Origin of the sequence: Alistipes sp. An116 (genome assembly GCF_002161005.1) — a bacterium.
GTDB lineage: Bacteria > Bacteroidota > Bacteroidia > Bacteroidales > Rikenellaceae > Alistipes > Alistipes megaguti.
The window spans coordinates 102,590-118,862 of sequence record NZ_NFLR01000006.1 but is presented as its reverse complement, the minus strand read 5'-3'; the positions used below and the strand labels follow the sequence as shown (position 1 = coordinate 118,862).

Sequence of the window (16,273 nt, the reverse complement as noted above, 5' to 3'; positions counted from 1 at the left end):
ATTTTCCGACACTTCGCCAAAAAAATCCGATCGGTAGTTTTTATGCCTCTATTTGCTTCTCTTATACCCGCTTCCGGATGCGGTCAGAGCCTCGACGTCGGCCCGGAACAGTCCGTAGGCCGCCGGCAGCGACATCGTGTCGGCCGCTTCGGGCGGCAGGATGCGGTAGCGGGGCAGGGCCACCCAGACGGGCGTCGTCTCCAGACGGCACGTCATCCGGCCGTCGGGATGGCGCACGGCCTCGACTTCGGCCACCAGACCGCCGTCGGTGTAGCGGCGGCGCTGGTTCGAGACCAGATTTCCCAGCGAGTAGAGCACCACGTGCGAGGAGTCCGCCTCCCAGGGCTGCACCACGTGGGGATGGCTTCCGACCACCACGGCGACCCCCTGGCGGCGCAGGAAGGCGGCCAACTGCCGCTGCGAGGCGTTTGCCCGCCGTTCGTATTCCACACCCCAGTGGAGGCAGGCGACGATCAGATCGACACCCCGACGCCGTGCCGCCGCCAGATCCCGCGCCATCTGCAGCGTGTCGATCCGGTTGACGATCATCCCCTGCGGAACGGGCATGCCGTTGGTGCCGTACGTGTAGTTGACCAGCGCAATCCGTATGCCGTGGCGCATGAGGTAAAGCGGGTTGTTCTGCCGATAATCAACACTGTCCACAAAGACTCCCGTATGTCGGATTCCACAACGGTCCAACTCCTCGATGCCGGTTCGGATTCCGTCGGCTCCGCCGTCGCAGCAGTGGTTGTTGGCCATCACGGCCACATCGACCCCCGCCTCGCGCAGGGCTTCGGCCAGCGCTACGGGCGAACGGAAGAGCGGATAGCCCGTATAGCGGGCCGTGCGGGTAAGCGTCGTTTCGAGATTGACAACCGCCAGGTCGGCCGTCTGCATCCGGGGAGCCAGAGCTGCAAAAACGGGGCCATAGTCGAAACCCGTGCCGCGGCGGGCCGCCTCGACCTGCGGCAGATGCTGCATGACATCACCGCCGAACCACAAGCGCACCCGCTGGGGCGGCGGCACGCGTCCCGGTCCGGACCATCCGTCCGGTTGTGCGGCGTGTTCGACGGGACGTCCCGCAGGGGTGCAGCATATTGCCAGAATCAGCAGGAAAGCGAGCGGTCGGATTCGGCGCAGGGTCATCTTCAGTACTGGGATTTCGGGGTTCGGGTTGCGGGATTCGGGTTGCGGGATTCGGGTTGCGGGATTCGGGTTGCGGCAGGATCGAACCGGCAGGGTAGTTCCTGGCCGGGGCGGTTATTGGCGGGATGATTCCGGAGCGTTTCGCCGGGGATTCTTCGGAAACCACCCCTTGGCGACGCGCTGCCGCTGTTCGAAGAGTTCGCCGATCGACCAGAGCGACGAGGCGCCCCAGACGGCCAGCAGCGTCGACCACAGAATGTGCCTTACGGCAATCGAGCCGGCGATGGCCGCCAGCCCCATGACGAGGAAGATCCACCAGATCTTCACCCCGAAGTAGTATTCGCCCTTGATGACCAGCGGATGAAACAGCCCGATGATCAGGAACGTGGCAATGCCGATCACCAGTCCCGTCAGATTGTATTGCGTAAGAAAGTCCATAATTTCTGACTGACAGTTATTTTCAGTGGTTTATCTCCATCTTTTCGCGAAGTGCGCGCAGGTCCTCGCCCGAGGGGCGTTGATAGAGTCGCAGCCCGAACTCCGGAAGCACGGCCAGCAGATGGTCGAAAATCTCCGCCTGCAGCGCCTCGTAGGTGGTCCACTCCGTCGTACGCGTGAAGCAGTAGACCTCGAGCGGAAGTCCCTCGGACGTAGGCTGCAACATTCGGACCATCTGCATCAGATCGGGGTGGATGCCCGGATTGCGCTTCATGCAGCAACGGATATAATCCCGGAAAACCGACAGATTGACAACCGGTTGCCCGTCCGTTGCGGATTCGGTCTCCAGAAGCCCTTTCCGCCGCAATGACTCCAATTCGTCGGCCGTGCAGAAGCGTACCGTCGAGGCATCGATGAACAGCGAACGCTTGATGCGCCGTCCTCCGGCCTCACGCATGCCGCGCCAGTTCTGAAACGAATCACTCACCAGCGCATAGGGCGGGATCGTCGTGATCGTCTTGTCGAAGTTCTGGATCTTGACCGTCGTGAGGGTCACCTCCGTAACGAAGCCGTCGGCGCCGTACTTCTGCATCGTGATCCAGTCGCCCGGACGCAGCATGTCGTTGGCCGACAGCTGCACGCCCGCCACCAGTCCCAGGATGCTGTCGCGGAAGATCAGCATCAGGACGGCGGCCGACGCCCCGAGTCCGGCCAGGATCGTCGTGGCGTCGCGGCCGATCAGAATGCTCACGATGAGAATCGCCCCGACACAGAAGGCCAGCAGCTTGATCATCTGATAGATTCCCTTCAGCGGGCGGTTGCGCAGCGCCTCGTGCTGGGTCGAGATCTCGTGCAGCGTGTCCAGAAAAGCGCTCAGCAGCATCAGCACCGCCACGATCAGATAGATCAGGCACACCTTGCGCATGAGCTCCAATGCCACGGGCATATCGTAGAGCACCGCTCCGAGCAGCATGTACCAGATGATCGGCGGGATCAGCCGGGCCATCGACCGCATCATCCGGTCGTTGAACAGATAGTTGTCCCACGTGGCTTTGGTGCGTTGGCTGAGGCGCTGCAGCGCCGGGCTGATCAGGCATCGAAAGAGTTTGGCCGCCAGCCACGAAAGAAGCACCACTCCGGCCAGCAGCAGCGTGCGGGTGGTCCATTCGATCTGTACCGGGCTCCAGCCCAGGCCGGAGAGCCAGTCGGCAATCGGCGTATTGAGTTCTTCCATCGTTCGGGTCGGGTTGGGCCGCGTCGGGTTCCCGGGCAGGGGCCTTCGGCGGAGGTTCGTCTGCAAAGATACGAAAAGGCCGGCGCCGAGACAAATGAAAACCCGTTTTTCGGGGTCGAACCCGTCGGGAAAACGCTCCGTCGGGTGCTGACGACAAAAAAACGGCCCCGCACAAGTGGGGGCCGTCTCCAAGAGAATCCGTTCGGGAGTTTAGAAATTATACTGCAGCATCACCTGAGCCCGGTTGGCATGACCTTCGTTGTCGTTCATGTCCGTGCGCGTACCGTAGAGATACTCGGCGGCAATGCGGCAACGCGAATTGAGCGCATAGAAGATGTTGCCGAACATGTATTGTCCCTGTTTGTATTCATCGGCGGCATAGTAACCGTTCTTCTTCTCGACGTTCACCACCGAACTGCCGCACGAAAGGAAGAGACGCGGCGTGAGGTTGAACTGGGCCGAAAGCTGCCAGCCCCACATCGGCATGGTCTGAATCTGTTCGGCATTTTCGGGATTGGGCGTAAAGTCGAGTCCCGAGCCGGTGAGATCCTGGATATAGGGGGTGATACCCTCGCCGTAGACGCCGTTCATGAAGAGGCGCAGCCATCGGCAGGTCTTGATCGTACCGCTGAACTGAACGCCCCAGCCCAGCAGCGAGGTGTTGTTGCCCGTGCGCAGGTTGTACAGATACATGTTGCGCAGGACGCCCGATGCCCGGATATGGCTGTCGCGGTCGGCTCCCCAGGCATACTGCAGGTAGAGCGGCACGTCGGGAACCCGCTGGCGCAGCGAGGCGAAATTGTCGTTGTAGGTACCGCTGACGTTGGGCATCTCGGCCGCAATACCGAAGGTCAGGTGGTCGCGGGCGAACGTCTTCTCGTAACGGATCATCGTTGCGAAGTTGAAGTTGTAGGCGTTCGGACCCTGGAAATCAATGGTCGTGGGGGCGGCCGTCAGATCGCAGAAGGTCGTTACGTCGCGGCCCAGCGTGAGGCCCAGCATCGAGACGTAGGCCGAACGCACTCGCGGCGTATAGCTGCCCGGAGCCCCGCCGCGGAAGTCGGCATCCATGAAGATCACCACACGTCCCAGCGTTGCGGTATTCGTCACGGCCTTCATGTAGAGCCGCGAGGTCGAGGCATCCATGATCAGTTTCTGGCGCGTATCGTAGCTGCTCGTGGTCGAGATGTCGTAGGGTATGAAGTCGAGGTTGTTCGAGATACCCTCGAAGTCGTAGCCGGCGCGCAACTGCACGAAACCGCCCAATGCAAACGAGAAGCGGTTGTTCTTCGTGGCGAAGATGAACTGGGGCTTCTCAACCTGCTGGAAACCGGGTCGATGCGTATCAAGATAATCCTGTGTGGCCTGGTTCATCGCCTGGTTGTTCATCGCCACGGCCCGCTGAACCGCCGAGGGCGAATAGTAGATCGTATCGGTCTGATGCAGCGAGATGAGATAGACCGTCGGAGAATAGTCTCCGCGCATGGCCCGGCGTTCGTGATGCTGGGCCGAGGCCGTGCCCGCAAGCAGCAGGGCGACAAGAAGAAGTCGGAATGTTTTCATAAGCCTGTAAAAATGGTTTCGTTAATGTTCTTTCCCGTTCTCAAGGAGTTGATGTTCACCGGCAATTTCGCAAGTTATATGCCAAAGAAATTTCGGAGCTCTGCAAATTTTTCTATCTTTGTTTCCCGGGGCTCGGGATGAGGCGTTCCGATGCCGCGTTTCGGAGGGTGGGGCAGAATCGGCTCACAAGGGGTCAAGAGACCGCTTCACGGCGAAAAGGCCGCTGAATCCCGGCCGACGGATACCCTTTTGCCGAAAGGCTCGGCAGCAATACGATTTTCCGGGGCTACACCGTTATAGTTATATATACATACAAACTGGATGGAAAGATGCTTCTGACACTGACTTTGATACTTACCCTGGCTGCTTTTGCGGCCGACTGGATCCATTTCCGCCGTCAGCGCCGCCGCGGAACCCCCGCACGTCGGGTTCTGATCGGCTGGGCTCTGGCAACCGATGCGCTGCCGCTGGTCTCGGCGCTTGTCGGAGCCGTGAGCCGCGATAACTCTCCGGCTCTGATGACTCTCTACATGTGGCTCATCTGGGCATGGATCGTCACGGTCATCCCGCGGCTGCTCTACTATGTGTTCCACTTCCTGAAACTGCGCCGCACGGGAGTGGCGCTGGCCGCCCTGCTGACACTCTTTCTGGTGTGGGGCACCACCTTTGGACGCACGCGAATCCGTGTGAACCGGGTCGAAATCTGCTCCGACCGCATCCCCGCAGTCTTCGACGGATTCCGTTTCGTGCAGTTCTCCGACGCCCACGTCGGGGCACTCGTGCGGCCCGAACGCGAACTCACCCGGCTCGCCGATACGATCAATGCGCTGCATCCCGATGCCGTCTTCTTCACGGGCGATCTGGTCAACATCCGTTCGGCGGAGCTCGACGCTCAGACAATGGCCCTGCTGCAGCGCATCGAGGGTCCGGTTTGGTCGGTGACGGGCAACCACGACGTCGGCACCTACATCCGCGATTCGATCCGCTTCCCGGCCGATGTCGAAGCCCGTACGGTCGTCGAACGGCAGCGGGCGATGGGGTGGTGCGTGCTGGAGGATACGACCGTCTATCTGCGGCGCGGCGGCGACAGCATCTCGCTCACGGGCATCTCGTTCGACCCGGCCCTGCGCAAGCGCCGTCACGACCGCCATCTGCCGGCCGACAACCTGCCCGAAATCTATGCGGGCGTACCCGAATCGTCGTACAACATCACGCTGGTCCATCTGCCGCAGCTCTGGGTGCTGGTCACGGCGGCCGGACGCGGCGATCTGACCCTCTCGGGACATGTTCATTCGATGCAGTTCAAGATCCGTCCCTGGGGGCGCGGCTGGTCGCCCGCCCGGTGGATCTACGACCGCTGGAGCGGCCGTTACGACGAGGGGCGGCACACCCTTTATATCAACGACGGCACGGGATACGTCGCCTATCCGATGCGTCTCGGCGCCTGGCCCGAAGTCACACTCTTTACCCTGAAGCGATGCGAATAACCCTCTCCTTTGCCACGACGGCCGACGGATACCTCGATGACCGGAGCGACCGGCGGCTGATGATCTCCACGCCCGAAGACTGGGCGGAGGTTCTGCGCCTGCGGGCCCGGCAGGACGCCATTCTGGTCGGCGCCGAAACGCTGCGCCGCGACAATCCGGCCCTGCTGCTGCACAATCCCGACGCACGGCTCCGGCGCATGACCGACGGGCTGCACCCCGATCTGACCAAAGTGACCGTAACGCGTTCGGGAAGACTCGATCCGGCGATGAAGTTCTTCACCGAGGGCGATGCCGACCGGTACGTCTTCTCGGAGCGGGAACTCCCTGCGATCGAGCCCTTTGCAACGGTCATCTCAAGCCATGGTCCGCTGACGGCCGCCTTCGTGGTCACCGAACTCGAACGGCGCGGCATCGGAAGCCTGCTGGTCGAGGGCGGCGCCGAGGTCCTGCGCATGTTCCTCGACGCAGGGCTGGCCGATATCGTGCGGCAGGCGGTCAATCCGGCCCTGCATCTCGGCGAAGCGCAGGGCGGCGCGCGATTCCTCTTCGAACCGCCCAAGGAGGCCTGGTGCACGACGGAGCGCCTCGGAGGCATGGAGGTGCTGACGGCCGTTCTGCACCCCGACACCCGAAAGGAGGATCTGGTATGGCTGACGCGTGCCACGCAGGAGGCTTTCCGCTGCACGCCCTGCGATTCGTGCTACTGCGTGGGGGCGGTGATCGTCCTGCGCGACGGCCGCACCTTCACGGGCTACACCCACGAAACCTCACCCACGCATCACGCCGAACAGGAGGCCCTGGCCAAGGCCCTGGCAGCCGGTGCCGGAGCCGATCTGCACGGTGCGGCGATCTACTCCTCGATGGAGCCCTGCTCGAAGCGCAGCAGCGAACCCGAAAGCTGTACGCAGCTGATCCTCCGCTACGGATTCGCGCGCGTGGTCTTTGCGGCCTACGAACCCGACTGTTTCGTGCAATGTCAGGGCGCTCAGCAACTTCGAGAAGCCGGTGTCGACGTGAGGGTCTACCCCGAGCTGGCGCAGGCCGTACGCAAGGCCAATGCCCATCTGGAACGTTGATTCGGTACGATTTGTGTTCGTTATGGACTAAAAATGTTCTAAAGTGCCGGTCAGGCGCAATTCTTGCCGCCGGATTGCCTATATTTGCGGAATCAAAGATTTTCAACCTATGAAAAAAGCTTTTACGATCCTCCTTGCGGCTTCGGTGGCGGGCCCGGCGCCCCTCTTCGCCCAGTCCTCGGGACAGATGATCTCCCTCGAGGAGGCGATCACCGTGACCCTGACCGAGAATCCCGCTCTGAAGGCCGCCGCCTACGAGGAGCGGGCCGCACAGCAGGAACGTCGCGCCGCAATCGGTCTGCGCATGCCGCAGATCAACCTCACGGGCGCTTACGCCTACATGCAGAAGGACATCGGACTCGACTTCAACGACATGAAGGGGCCCGTCAAGGATTTTACGGGCAAGGTGCTCGGCAGCGGAATCATCACCGACCCGGCGCTGCTGCAGGGAATCCAGGGGCTGCTCAACCCGATGATGAATGCCGACTGGTTCCTCACGCTGCAGGACCAGAGCCTCGGATTCGTCGGCGGCGAGGTGACCCTCCCGATCTGGATGGGCGGCAAGATCAACGCCGCCAACCGTGCCGCGAAGATCAATGAAAAGACGGCCGTCGAACAGGGCAACCAGACCCGCAACGCGCTGATCTCGGAGCTCGTCGAACGTTACTTCGGACTGGCGCTGGCACGTCAGGTCGTCCTCGTGCGGCAGCAGGTCGTCGACGGCGTGCGCCGCCACCTGGAGGATGCCCGGGCGCTGGCCCGAAACGGCATGATCGCCCAGAGCGAACTCCTCTACGTGGAGTTCAAGATGGCCGAGGCCGAACGCGAACTGGCCAATGCCCGCCTGCAGGCCGAGACCATCGCCAGCGCCCTGTCGAACACCCTCGGCAAGGAGAACGACTGGCAGCCCGTCACGGCCATGTTCATGCTCTCCGAAGTCGAGGAGCTGGCCTATTACCAGGATCTGGCACAGGCCCGCAACCCGCTGCTCACGCAGGTTTCGCTCAAACGCCAGTTGGCCGAGGAGGGGATGCGCGCCCAGCGGGCCGGATTCCTGCCGCAGGTGGTGGCCATGGGCGGCGGATCGTTCTATAATTATCAGGTGGCAGGGTTCATCCCCCGGTGGGCCGTGGGAGTCGGCGTGAACATCAAGCTCTTCGACGGTCTGAACCGTGAATACAAGTACTCGGCCGCCCGGCAGACCGTGCGCCGCGTCGGCGAACTGCAGAACAAGGCCGGACAGGATGTCTCGGTACTGGTCGAGAAACTCTACAACCAGATGATGAACTACCGCAACCAGATGACCTCGATCGACGCTTCGCTGGCCTTCGCCGAGGAGTATCTGCGCATGAAGAATGCGGCGTTCCTCGAGGGGATGAGTTCGTCGTCGGATCTGATCGACGCCGAGCTGAATCTGGCCGCCGTTCGCACCGAACGCCTGCAGGCCGCCTACAACTACGACCTGCTGCTGGCCCAGCTGCTCGAGGCTTCGGGCATCAGCGAGGAGTTCGCCGCCTATGCCCGCCGCAGCGATGCCCGTCCCATTCTTTTCGACAAAAAATAATACAGACTCGATATGAAACGAAACAACGTTATCGGAATTCTCGTGACCGCACTGGTCATCATTCTGGCGGTCGTACTGGTCAGCTGGTATCTCGACAGGCGGACCCCGATGCTGATTCAGGGTACGGTCGAATGCACCACCTACAAGGCTTCGTCGAAGGTCCCCGGACGTATCGACGACATGAAGGTCGAAGAGGGCGAGCGGGTCGAAAAGGGACAGTTGCTCTACACGCTCTCGACCCCCGAACTGGATGCCAAACTCCAGCAGGCGCAGGCCGTGAAGAGCGCCGCGTCGGCCCTGGATCAGGCAGCGCTGGCCGGAGCCCGCGTGCAGCAGATCGAGGCCGCCATGAACATGTGGCAGAAGGCGCAGGCCGGGCTCGAACTGGCCCGCAAGACGCTCGACCGGGTGCAGAACCTCTACAATCAGGGGGTCATCCCTGCGCAGAAACTCGATGAGGCCACGGCCAACTACCAGGCCATGGAGGCCACGGCTCAGGCCGCCAAGGCACAATACAATCTGGCCATGGACGGCGCCCGCAAGGAGGACAAGGAGGCCGCCGCAGCCCGCGTCCGCCAGGCCGAAGGAGCCGTCAGCGAGGTAGAGTCCTACATCCGCGACGCCATGGTCTATTCGCCCGTCACGGGCGAGGTGTCGACGATCATCGCCGAACAGGGCGAACTCGTCGGCAGCGGCTATCCCGTGGTGGCGATCCTCGACATGAGCGACATGTGGGTCACCTTCAACGTCAAGGAGACGATGCTGCCCGGCATCAAGACGGGCATGCACTTCACGGGACACGTCCCGGCGCTGGATGCCGACGTGGAGCTCGAGGTGACCTACATCGCCCCGCAGGCCGACTTCGCCACCTGGGCCGCAACCCGGACGCAGGGCGGGTTTGACATCCGCACCTTCGCCATCAAGGCCAAGCCCGTCTCCGAGGTCGAAAACATGCGTCCCGGCATGAGCGTACTCGTCAACTGGGACCAAATCGGCAAATAGGCAATGCCCGGATTCTTCCAGAACCTCTGTGCCGTCGCCCGGCGCGAAACCCGGCGGTTGATCCATCAGCCGATGTATCTCGTACTGATGGTCATCCTCCCGGTGGTGTCGTTCTCGTTCTTCGCCATTCTGTTCGGGCAGGGAGCCATCCGCAACGTCCCGATCGCCGTGCTCGACGAGGACAACACGACGCTTTCGCGCAAGGTCGTGCAGATGATCGACGAAACCCCTACGGCCATGGTCTCCTACGGCATTCAGGACATGGCCGAGGGCGAACGCCTCATGCGCGAAGGCAAGGTCGTGGCCATTGTCCAGATCCCGGACTCGTTCGAGAAGTCGATCCTGAGCAACTCGCAGACCCACCTCGAAAACTACGTTTCGGGAACCAACATCACGGTCAACGGTCTCCTCTCGAAGGATATCCAGACGGCCGTGACCACCTTCTCGGCCGGCATTCAGCTGCAGCTGCTCATGAAGCAGGGGCTGACCGAGGCACAGGCCATGGCACAGCTGATGCCCGTGCGCTTCGACAAGCACGTGTTGTTCAATCCGCACATCAACTACGGATACTATCTGGCTCCGAGCTTCATGCCCATGATGCTGATGATCTTCGTCGTCATGGTGACCATCTTCTCCATCGGCACCGAACTCAAGAACGCCACTTCGCGCGACTGGATCCAGACGGGCGGCGGTTCCATCTGGGCGGCTCTCGTCGGCAAACTGGCCCCGATCACCGCGGGGATGTTCCTCATCTCGCTGGTGATGCTGATCATCAACTTCAAGGTAGTCGGCACGCCGCTGAACGGCAGTCTTGCGGTGATTCTCCTCGGCACGCTGCTCTTCATCCTCGGCTACCAGTCGATCTCGGTGCTGATCGTCTCGCTGCTGGCCAACCTGCGTCTGTCGCTCTCGATCGGCGGCGGATACTCCGTGCTGGCCTTCACCTTCTCGGGACTCACGTTCCCGATCATGGCCATGTGGGAACCCATGCAGTGGGTGAGCCGGATCTTCCCGTTCACCTACTACACGGACATCTTCGTCGATCAGATGCTGCGCGGCACGCCGTGGGTCTATTCGCTGCCCGATCTGGGATGGATGCTGTTGTTCATTGTCTTACCGCTGCTCTGTCTGCCGCGTCTGAAACGCGTCGCCACGGAGGAAAAATTCTGGGGGAGGTTGTGATATGAGTCGCTTTTCGAAACAGATGGCCTCCTACTGGCAGCAGACCGGGGCCGTCATTCGCAACGAATTCCGCACGGTATTCACCGACAAGGGGGTCGTGCTGATTCTGGTCTTTGCACTGCTGATCTATGCCACGGCCTACTCGCTGGCCTACGGATCGCAGGTGCTGCGCAACGTCCCGATCGGCGTGGTCGACGAGAGCCGCACGCCGACAAGCCGCGCCCTGATCGACGCCTTCAATGCCGGACCGAATACCTACGTCGCCTATACCCCCGCATCGATGGAGGAGGCCCGCGAATTGTTCAACGCCCGCAAGATCTACGGCGTGGTCTACATTCCGGCCGACTACGAACGATGCCTCTACGGCGGGCAGCAGGCCAACGTGGCCATCTACTGCGACGCCAGCTACTTCCTGATGTACCGGCAGGTCTTCCAGGAGGTCGTCACCTCGATCGGTCAGACCGGCGCCATGGTCGAATTCCAGCGCCTGGTGGCCAAGGGGGCCAACATCCCGCAGGCACAGGCTACGACGCAGCCCGTCATCTACCAGTCGCACAACCTCTTCAACCCCTATCTCGGTTACGGAACCTTCGTCATGCCGGCCATCATCATGGTCATCATCCAGCAGACGATGCTCATCGGCATCGGCATGATCGGCGGCACGTGGCGCGAATTCGGGCTCTACCACAAGCTCTGCCCCGCAGGGCGGCGGCGCATGTCGACCCTTCCGATCGTTGCGGGACGGGCGCTGGTCTACGCACTGATCTACGCCGTGACGTACTCGCTCGTACTGGGGCTGCTCTACCGGCTGTTCCACTTCCCGATGAACGGCGATCCGTGGACCGTCGGGATCTTCCTGACAGCCTACGTCGCAGCCTGCATCGCCATGGGCATTGCCGCCTCGACGCTCTTCCGCTACCGCGAGAATTCGCTGCTGCTGATGTTGTGGACTTCGATTCCCGTGCTGATGGTCAGCGGCGTCTCGTTCCCGCGCGAGGGCATTCCCGAGTGGCTCTACAACCTGGGGCAGCTGCTGCCCAGCAGCCACGGCGTCGACGGCTTCATCCGCATCCAGACCATGGGCGCCTCGATGTCGGAGGTCTTCCCCGAAATCAAGTGGCTCATCATCCTCACGATCGTCTACGGCGGTCTGGCCTGCATCGGCATCCATCAGGTCATCCGGCGTGAGTTGCGCCAGCGGCAGCAGGGACAAATCCCCGAAAGCTGCGATAAGGAGTAGGGGCGCCCGGAAACACCCCCATGGCCGTCATGGCTCCGCCTCGACATCCGAAGGGGCGCCGGCAAAGGATTTTCGGATCTTCCGAACCGGCCAAAACGTTTCGAGTCAGACCCGCCGCAGCGGGTCTGACTCGTTTTTATTCCGGCGTGCAGCCTCCGGTTGGATCTTTCATTCCCGGGCCGCCGTTCCGCCGGCAGGAACGCCAACGAACAGGCCCTAAGTCTGTTCCGCTACCTCCTTTCCGCAGGCATTTCAGGCCCTCCGGTCCGCTTTCACAAACTCCGCGCAGCGACGCTTCAACGCCTCGGCGTAAGGCCGCCACGAATCCTTGTTGACCGGAATATTCCGCATGGTTATGGGGAATGGCAGATCAAAATCGGGAATCAGCCTCCCGTTCTCCATTTTCATCCGGTTGAAGAAATCGCGCAGGCCTCCCAGGCGGCAGGAACTGACCTCGGCATCCCGCGCTTTTTCGATGTATACGACCGGAGTCTCGAGCCCCAGACACGGCAGGGCTTTGAGCGATTCAAACAAACCCGGGAGGGTAGCGGGTTGTTGGCATCCATACGAAAACAGCCGGGGCAATCCCCGGCTGTTTTCGTATCCGCAGAGACGGATCAATGGAAACGCCCCATGGGTGGAGGCCCGCCCGGCCCCCGACGTTGCGGGGCATCGCCCATACCCTCGTAATCGCGGATGTCGTGCGACCCCTTCTTGCCGAAACGGCGCAGGTTGTAGGTGAACTGAACCATGTAGTAGCGCCCGATGACGCTGTTCGTGGCGTTCTGCGTCCAGCCCGAGCCCGTCGTGCGGACAAAGGACTTGTTCTGGTTCAGCAGATCGTTCACGCCGACCATGATCTCGCCGCGCTGATTGCGGAAGACCTTCTTGCCCAACCACGCATTGCAGAGCAGGTAACTCTCCCGGTAGTCGTTCGTAAAACCGATGTACTGCGTATAGGAGGCACTCGCCGTCAGCGTGAAGCCCAGCGGGAAGATCAGTTTCAGGTTGCCCTGGGCCGTATGGTTGAAGTAGCGGTTCTTGGCCCGGGAGGCATCCATCGAGTTGGTCGCCTCGTTGTAGGTTCCGTTCCACGAGAGGGTGAAGTCGACGTTCTCCGAGATGTTGCTGCCCAGCACGGCCCGGAAATCATACCCCATATTCCGGGCATCGTTGCGCTCTCCGCCCGAAATCAGACCCGTCTCGGGATCAATCTCTCCACCCAGCATGCTCGGCGTCTTGGTGTAGATGACGCCCGCTTCCACGTTGAAGTTCGACTTGAGGAAACCGATCGGAAATCCGTAATTCATATGGGTTCGCAACTGCCAGTAGCCGTCGAGATTCGTCGTCGACGAGTAGTAGAGCGGATTGTAGGTGTTGTTCTCGATCTGCAGCGTTCCCGGATTCTGAATCAACTGGGTGGCCGTGTAGTTCTGCGTGGTGTTCATCGAGAACATCCACATGAAGGTGCGCCCCTTCTCGACGTTCGAATTCACGTAGTGGAAGTTCACCCGATGGGTGTACGAAGGCTTCAGGTATTTGTTGCCGTGGGAGATGTTCTGCGCATCCGAGACATCATAGACGCTCTGCAGTTCGGTGACCGTCGGGCTGTCCGTATACGAGGAGATGAATAACCGCAGCATGTTCTCGCGGTTGATGTTCAGCTCGCCCATCATGAAGTAGGTCACGTTGTCGTACGAATGGGAGATCTTCTCCGAGCCGTTGCGCGTAATCTCGCCGTCGAGCGTCGATCGCTGGTAATAGACGTTGGCGATGAAGCGGCTGCGCTCCTTCGCATAGCGGAAGCCCGGACCGACACTCTGTGTCAGATAGCCGCTGCGGTAGGAGTTCGACAGCAGCGGATCGGGCTTCAGACCGGCAATCGAGAAGGTGTCGTCCGCCGTGATGTAGGAGCGCGTGTCTCGCTCCTGCGAGCTGTAGGTCATCCGGTACTGCAGACTCACCTGTGCATATTTGGCTACGGGTTCCGTGTAGGTGAAGTTTCCGCGGACGCTGTACGACGTCGACGGAGCCAGAGTACGCAGGTAACGGCGCGTCAGGTAGGCCGCCGGATCCCAGATGAAGGGAATTTCACCTTCGGCTCCTTCCATCACCTCGGGACGATCGGGCTGGCTGCCCATTTCGTTCGACCAGGAATTGGAGTTGTTCTGGTTGTCGGAGTAGCTGAACGAACCGTCGAGGGTGATCGTACGTCCCGCCTTGCCCAGTTTGGCCCGGTAGACGGCACTCGTCCCGACGTTATAGCCGTGGCGCAGGGCATCACTGAAGTTGTCCGTATAGCTGTAGCCGCTGCCGCCGGCCGACGGGGCGCCGAACTGCCAGCCGGTAGTCTGGCTCCACGGATCGTTCGACTGGTAGCTGAAGCGCGGGCGGAGCATCAGGTTCTGGTTCTCCGAGATCTTCCACTCCAGACGGGCATTGAAGCGGTGGTTGAAGCCCCGCGTATCGGAATAACCGCGCGTCATCAACGTGTCGGGGATCATCGGCGCTTCGTACCACTTGTCCGTGGTCGAGTGGTTCACCGTATTGGTGTTGTTGAAGAAGTAGCTGCCCTGGAACGTCACCTGGTCGCGTTTGCCCCACGTGTCGGAGTAGTTGACGCCGATGGCATTGACCCGCGCCACACCGCTCTGCGGGCGCGTCATGTACTGGCCCACACCGCCGCGACGGCCTCCGTTGCCGCCCGTCACACCCAGAATATCCTCGAACGAGAAGTTCTGCTGGTTGACGTTGTTGAACAGTCCGAGGAGCGACAGGCGGCTGTCACCCGAAAAGATGTTGGCATTTCCGCCGGCCAGATACTTGAAACGCTCGTCGCTGCCCTGTTCGGCATCGTAGCCGAAGCCGGCATAGAGTTTGCCGAACTGACCCTGCCGCATGCCGGGTTTGGTGACGATATTGATCGCCTTGTAGCCTTCGCCGTCGTCCATGCCGGAGAACTCCGCGGCATCGGAGAGCTTGTTGAAGACCTCGACCCGATCCACGGCCTCGGCCGGCAGCGACTTGATGGCCGTCGTGACATCCTCGCCGAAGAACTCCTTGCCGTCGACAAAGATCTTCTTGATCTCCTCGCCCTGGGTTTCGACCACACCGTCCGTCACCGTAATGCCGGGCATCTTCTTCAGCAGGCCCTCGACGTCGGCGTCATTGGTCACCTTGAAGGCCCCGGCATTGTAACTCACCGTGTCGCCCTTCTGCGACGTACGCAGCGCCTTGGCCTCCTTGACCACCGTTTCGATCTGCACGCCCGGCTTCAGACGTAACGTCCCGAGATTCAGACGCGGGGTCGAGAGGCGGAACGTCGTGTCGAGGTTGTTGTAGCCGATGAACGACACCGACAGGGCATACTCTCCGTAAGCCAGGGCCGGAGACGACGCCGCGCCCTTGTAACCCGATGCAAAGCCCTGTTTCTTGTCCGGAGACTTCGTCGGAGAGACGCTCAGCACCGCGCCTACCACGCTGTTTCCGGTATCCGCATCGACAATCGTGGCCGTCACGGTACCCTTTTGGGCGAATACCGCAGCGGAGACAACCGTCAGCAGGGTAGTCATTAGTAAACGTTTCATGCTTCTCTGTTTGGTAAATACCTGAATAATAGTTACTTATCTTTCCATTCCGGCCGCGACCGATTGCGGAATTAACATGCCATCGGCTTTGCCGTGAGGCCGTTCCATCATGCGAATTTACGTTTTTTTCACCATTTTTTGTCTCTTCGGCCGGTGAATCGACAAAAAAAAGGTGTCAGTCGACCAGATTGACACCTCTTCCGCCAGTTGCGTGGCTCGCAGCGGGTTGCTACTTCTTATCGGCAGCCTGCGCCTTGCACGGGCAATTCTTCTTGCCGGCCATCGGGCAGTCACCATGATGCGGTCCCTTCTTGCCATGCTTCATCTGCGGACCGTTGCCCGGCTGGCCCGGACACGGACCCTGCATCTGCGCCCACTGCATGAACTGCTCGGTCGAAAGAATCGACTTCATCTTGTCGGCCTGAGCCATACGGGCCTGACGCATCTTCTCGCGCATGGCCTGCATCTGCTTGATCTGGTCGAGATTGAGCTGATAGACCTGTTTGGCCTGGGCGTCGGTCAGGTTCAGACGCTGCGTCATACGCTCGGTCTGGCGTTCGGCCAGCTGTTCGGCCGTAGGCGGCGTCTTGGGCTCCACTTTCGGTTTGGCCTCCTGGGCGAAAAGGGTCGTCGTTGCCATCAGGCAAAGTGCCGTTACGGCTGCAAAAATCTGCTTTTTCATTGCTTTGCGTTTTTACGGTTGGACTTCATTTTCCGGTCGGATCCTCCGGATTCGCTCTTCCGATCCGACTTC

The 16,273-nt window shown here is 61.0% G+C and carries 13 protein-coding genes; 6 read left to right on the top strand and 7 right to left on the bottom strand.

Going from position 1 to position 16,273, the window contains the following annotated elements; translation table 11 throughout:
* Positions 1-48: 48 nt before the first annotated feature.
* From B5E60_RS05930 to B5E60_RS05915, 4 genes are all read right to left on the bottom strand, one after another.
* Positions 49-1,146 carry a CapA family protein gene (locus tag B5E60_RS05930; RefSeq protein ID WP_204246448.1) on the bottom strand — a complete coding sequence of 366 codons (1,098 nt, stop codon included), beginning with the start codon at positions 1,144-1,146 and terminating at the stop codon, positions 49-51.
* A 114-nt stretch (positions 1,147-1,260) separates the two neighbouring features.
* On the bottom strand, positions 1,261-1,584 hold the full coding sequence (locus tag B5E60_RS05925; RefSeq protein WP_087310282.1) for a DUF4491 family protein: 324 nt from the start codon (positions 1,582-1,584) through the stop codon (positions 1,261-1,263).
* Positions 1,585-1,606: 22 nt separating this feature from the next.
* Entirely contained in the window at positions 1,607-2,818 is a 1,212-nt protein-coding gene (locus tag B5E60_RS05920) for a mechanosensitive ion channel family protein (protein WP_087310403.1), read from the bottom strand.
* A 210-nt stretch (positions 2,819-3,028) separates the two neighbouring features.
* Positions 3,029-4,381, bottom strand: coding sequence for a DcaP family trimeric outer membrane transporter (locus tag B5E60_RS05915; RefSeq protein WP_087310280.1), 1,353 nt, complete (start codon positions 4,379-4,381; stop codon positions 3,029-3,031).
* Positions 4,382-4,710: 329 nt separating this feature from the next.
* Here B5E60_RS05915 and B5E60_RS05910 point away from each other — a divergent pair, with 329 nt between their 5' ends.
* The 6 genes from B5E60_RS05910 (at position 4,711) to B5E60_RS05885 (ending at position 11,932) form a co-directional block, all read left to right on the top strand.
* On the top strand, positions 4,711-5,868 hold the full coding sequence (locus tag B5E60_RS05910; RefSeq protein WP_087310278.1) for a metallophosphoesterase: 1,158 nt from the start codon (positions 4,711-4,713) through the stop codon (positions 5,866-5,868).
* Positions 5,859-6,944 (top strand): dihydrofolate reductase family protein, encoded by a 1,086-nt coding sequence (locus B5E60_RS05905; RefSeq protein WP_087310276.1) that lies wholly within the window; start codon positions 5,859-5,861, stop codon positions 6,942-6,944. The genes B5E60_RS05910 and B5E60_RS05905 overlap by 10 nt, the downstream gene beginning before the upstream one ends.
* 109 nt (positions 6,945-7,053) lie before the next feature.
* Positions 7,054-8,508: a TolC family protein gene (locus B5E60_RS05900; protein WP_087310274.1), complete on the top strand. Its 1,455-nt coding sequence runs from the start codon at positions 7,054-7,056 to the stop codon at positions 8,506-8,508.
* Between the two features lie 12 nt (positions 8,509-8,520).
* Entirely contained in the window at positions 8,521-9,510 is a 990-nt protein-coding gene (locus B5E60_RS05895; RefSeq protein ID WP_087310272.1) for an HlyD family secretion protein, read from the top strand.
* A 3-nt stretch (positions 9,511-9,513) separates the two neighbouring features.
* Positions 9,514-10,692: an ABC transporter permease gene (locus B5E60_RS05890; protein ID WP_087310270.1), complete on the top strand. Its 1,179-nt coding sequence runs from the start codon at positions 9,514-9,516 to the stop codon at positions 10,690-10,692.
* A gap of 1 nt (position 10,693) precedes the next feature.
* Positions 10,694-11,932: an ABC transporter permease gene (locus tag B5E60_RS05885; protein WP_087310268.1), complete on the top strand. Its 1,239-nt coding sequence runs from the start codon at positions 10,694-10,696 to the stop codon at positions 11,930-11,932.
* Between the two features lie 252 nt (positions 11,933-12,184).
* Here the strand turns inward: B5E60_RS05885 and B5E60_RS05880 are convergent, their stop codons facing one another.
* From B5E60_RS05880 to B5E60_RS05870, 3 genes are all read right to left on the bottom strand, one after another.
* A complete protein-coding gene (locus B5E60_RS05880) occupies positions 12,185-12,466 on the bottom strand; it encodes a hypothetical protein (RefSeq protein ID WP_087310266.1) in 282 nt (93 codons plus the stop codon).
* Between the two features lie 83 nt (positions 12,467-12,549).
* On the bottom strand, positions 12,550-15,519 hold the full coding sequence (locus tag B5E60_RS05875; protein ID WP_087310264.1) for an outer membrane beta-barrel protein: 2,970 nt from the start codon (positions 15,517-15,519) through the stop codon (positions 12,550-12,552).
* A 229-nt stretch (positions 15,520-15,748) separates the two neighbouring features.
* Positions 15,749-16,201: a DUF4890 domain-containing protein gene (locus tag B5E60_RS05870; RefSeq protein WP_204246447.1), complete on the bottom strand. Its 453-nt coding sequence runs from the start codon at positions 16,199-16,201 to the stop codon at positions 15,749-15,751.
* Positions 16,202-16,273: the final 72 nt, after the last annotated feature.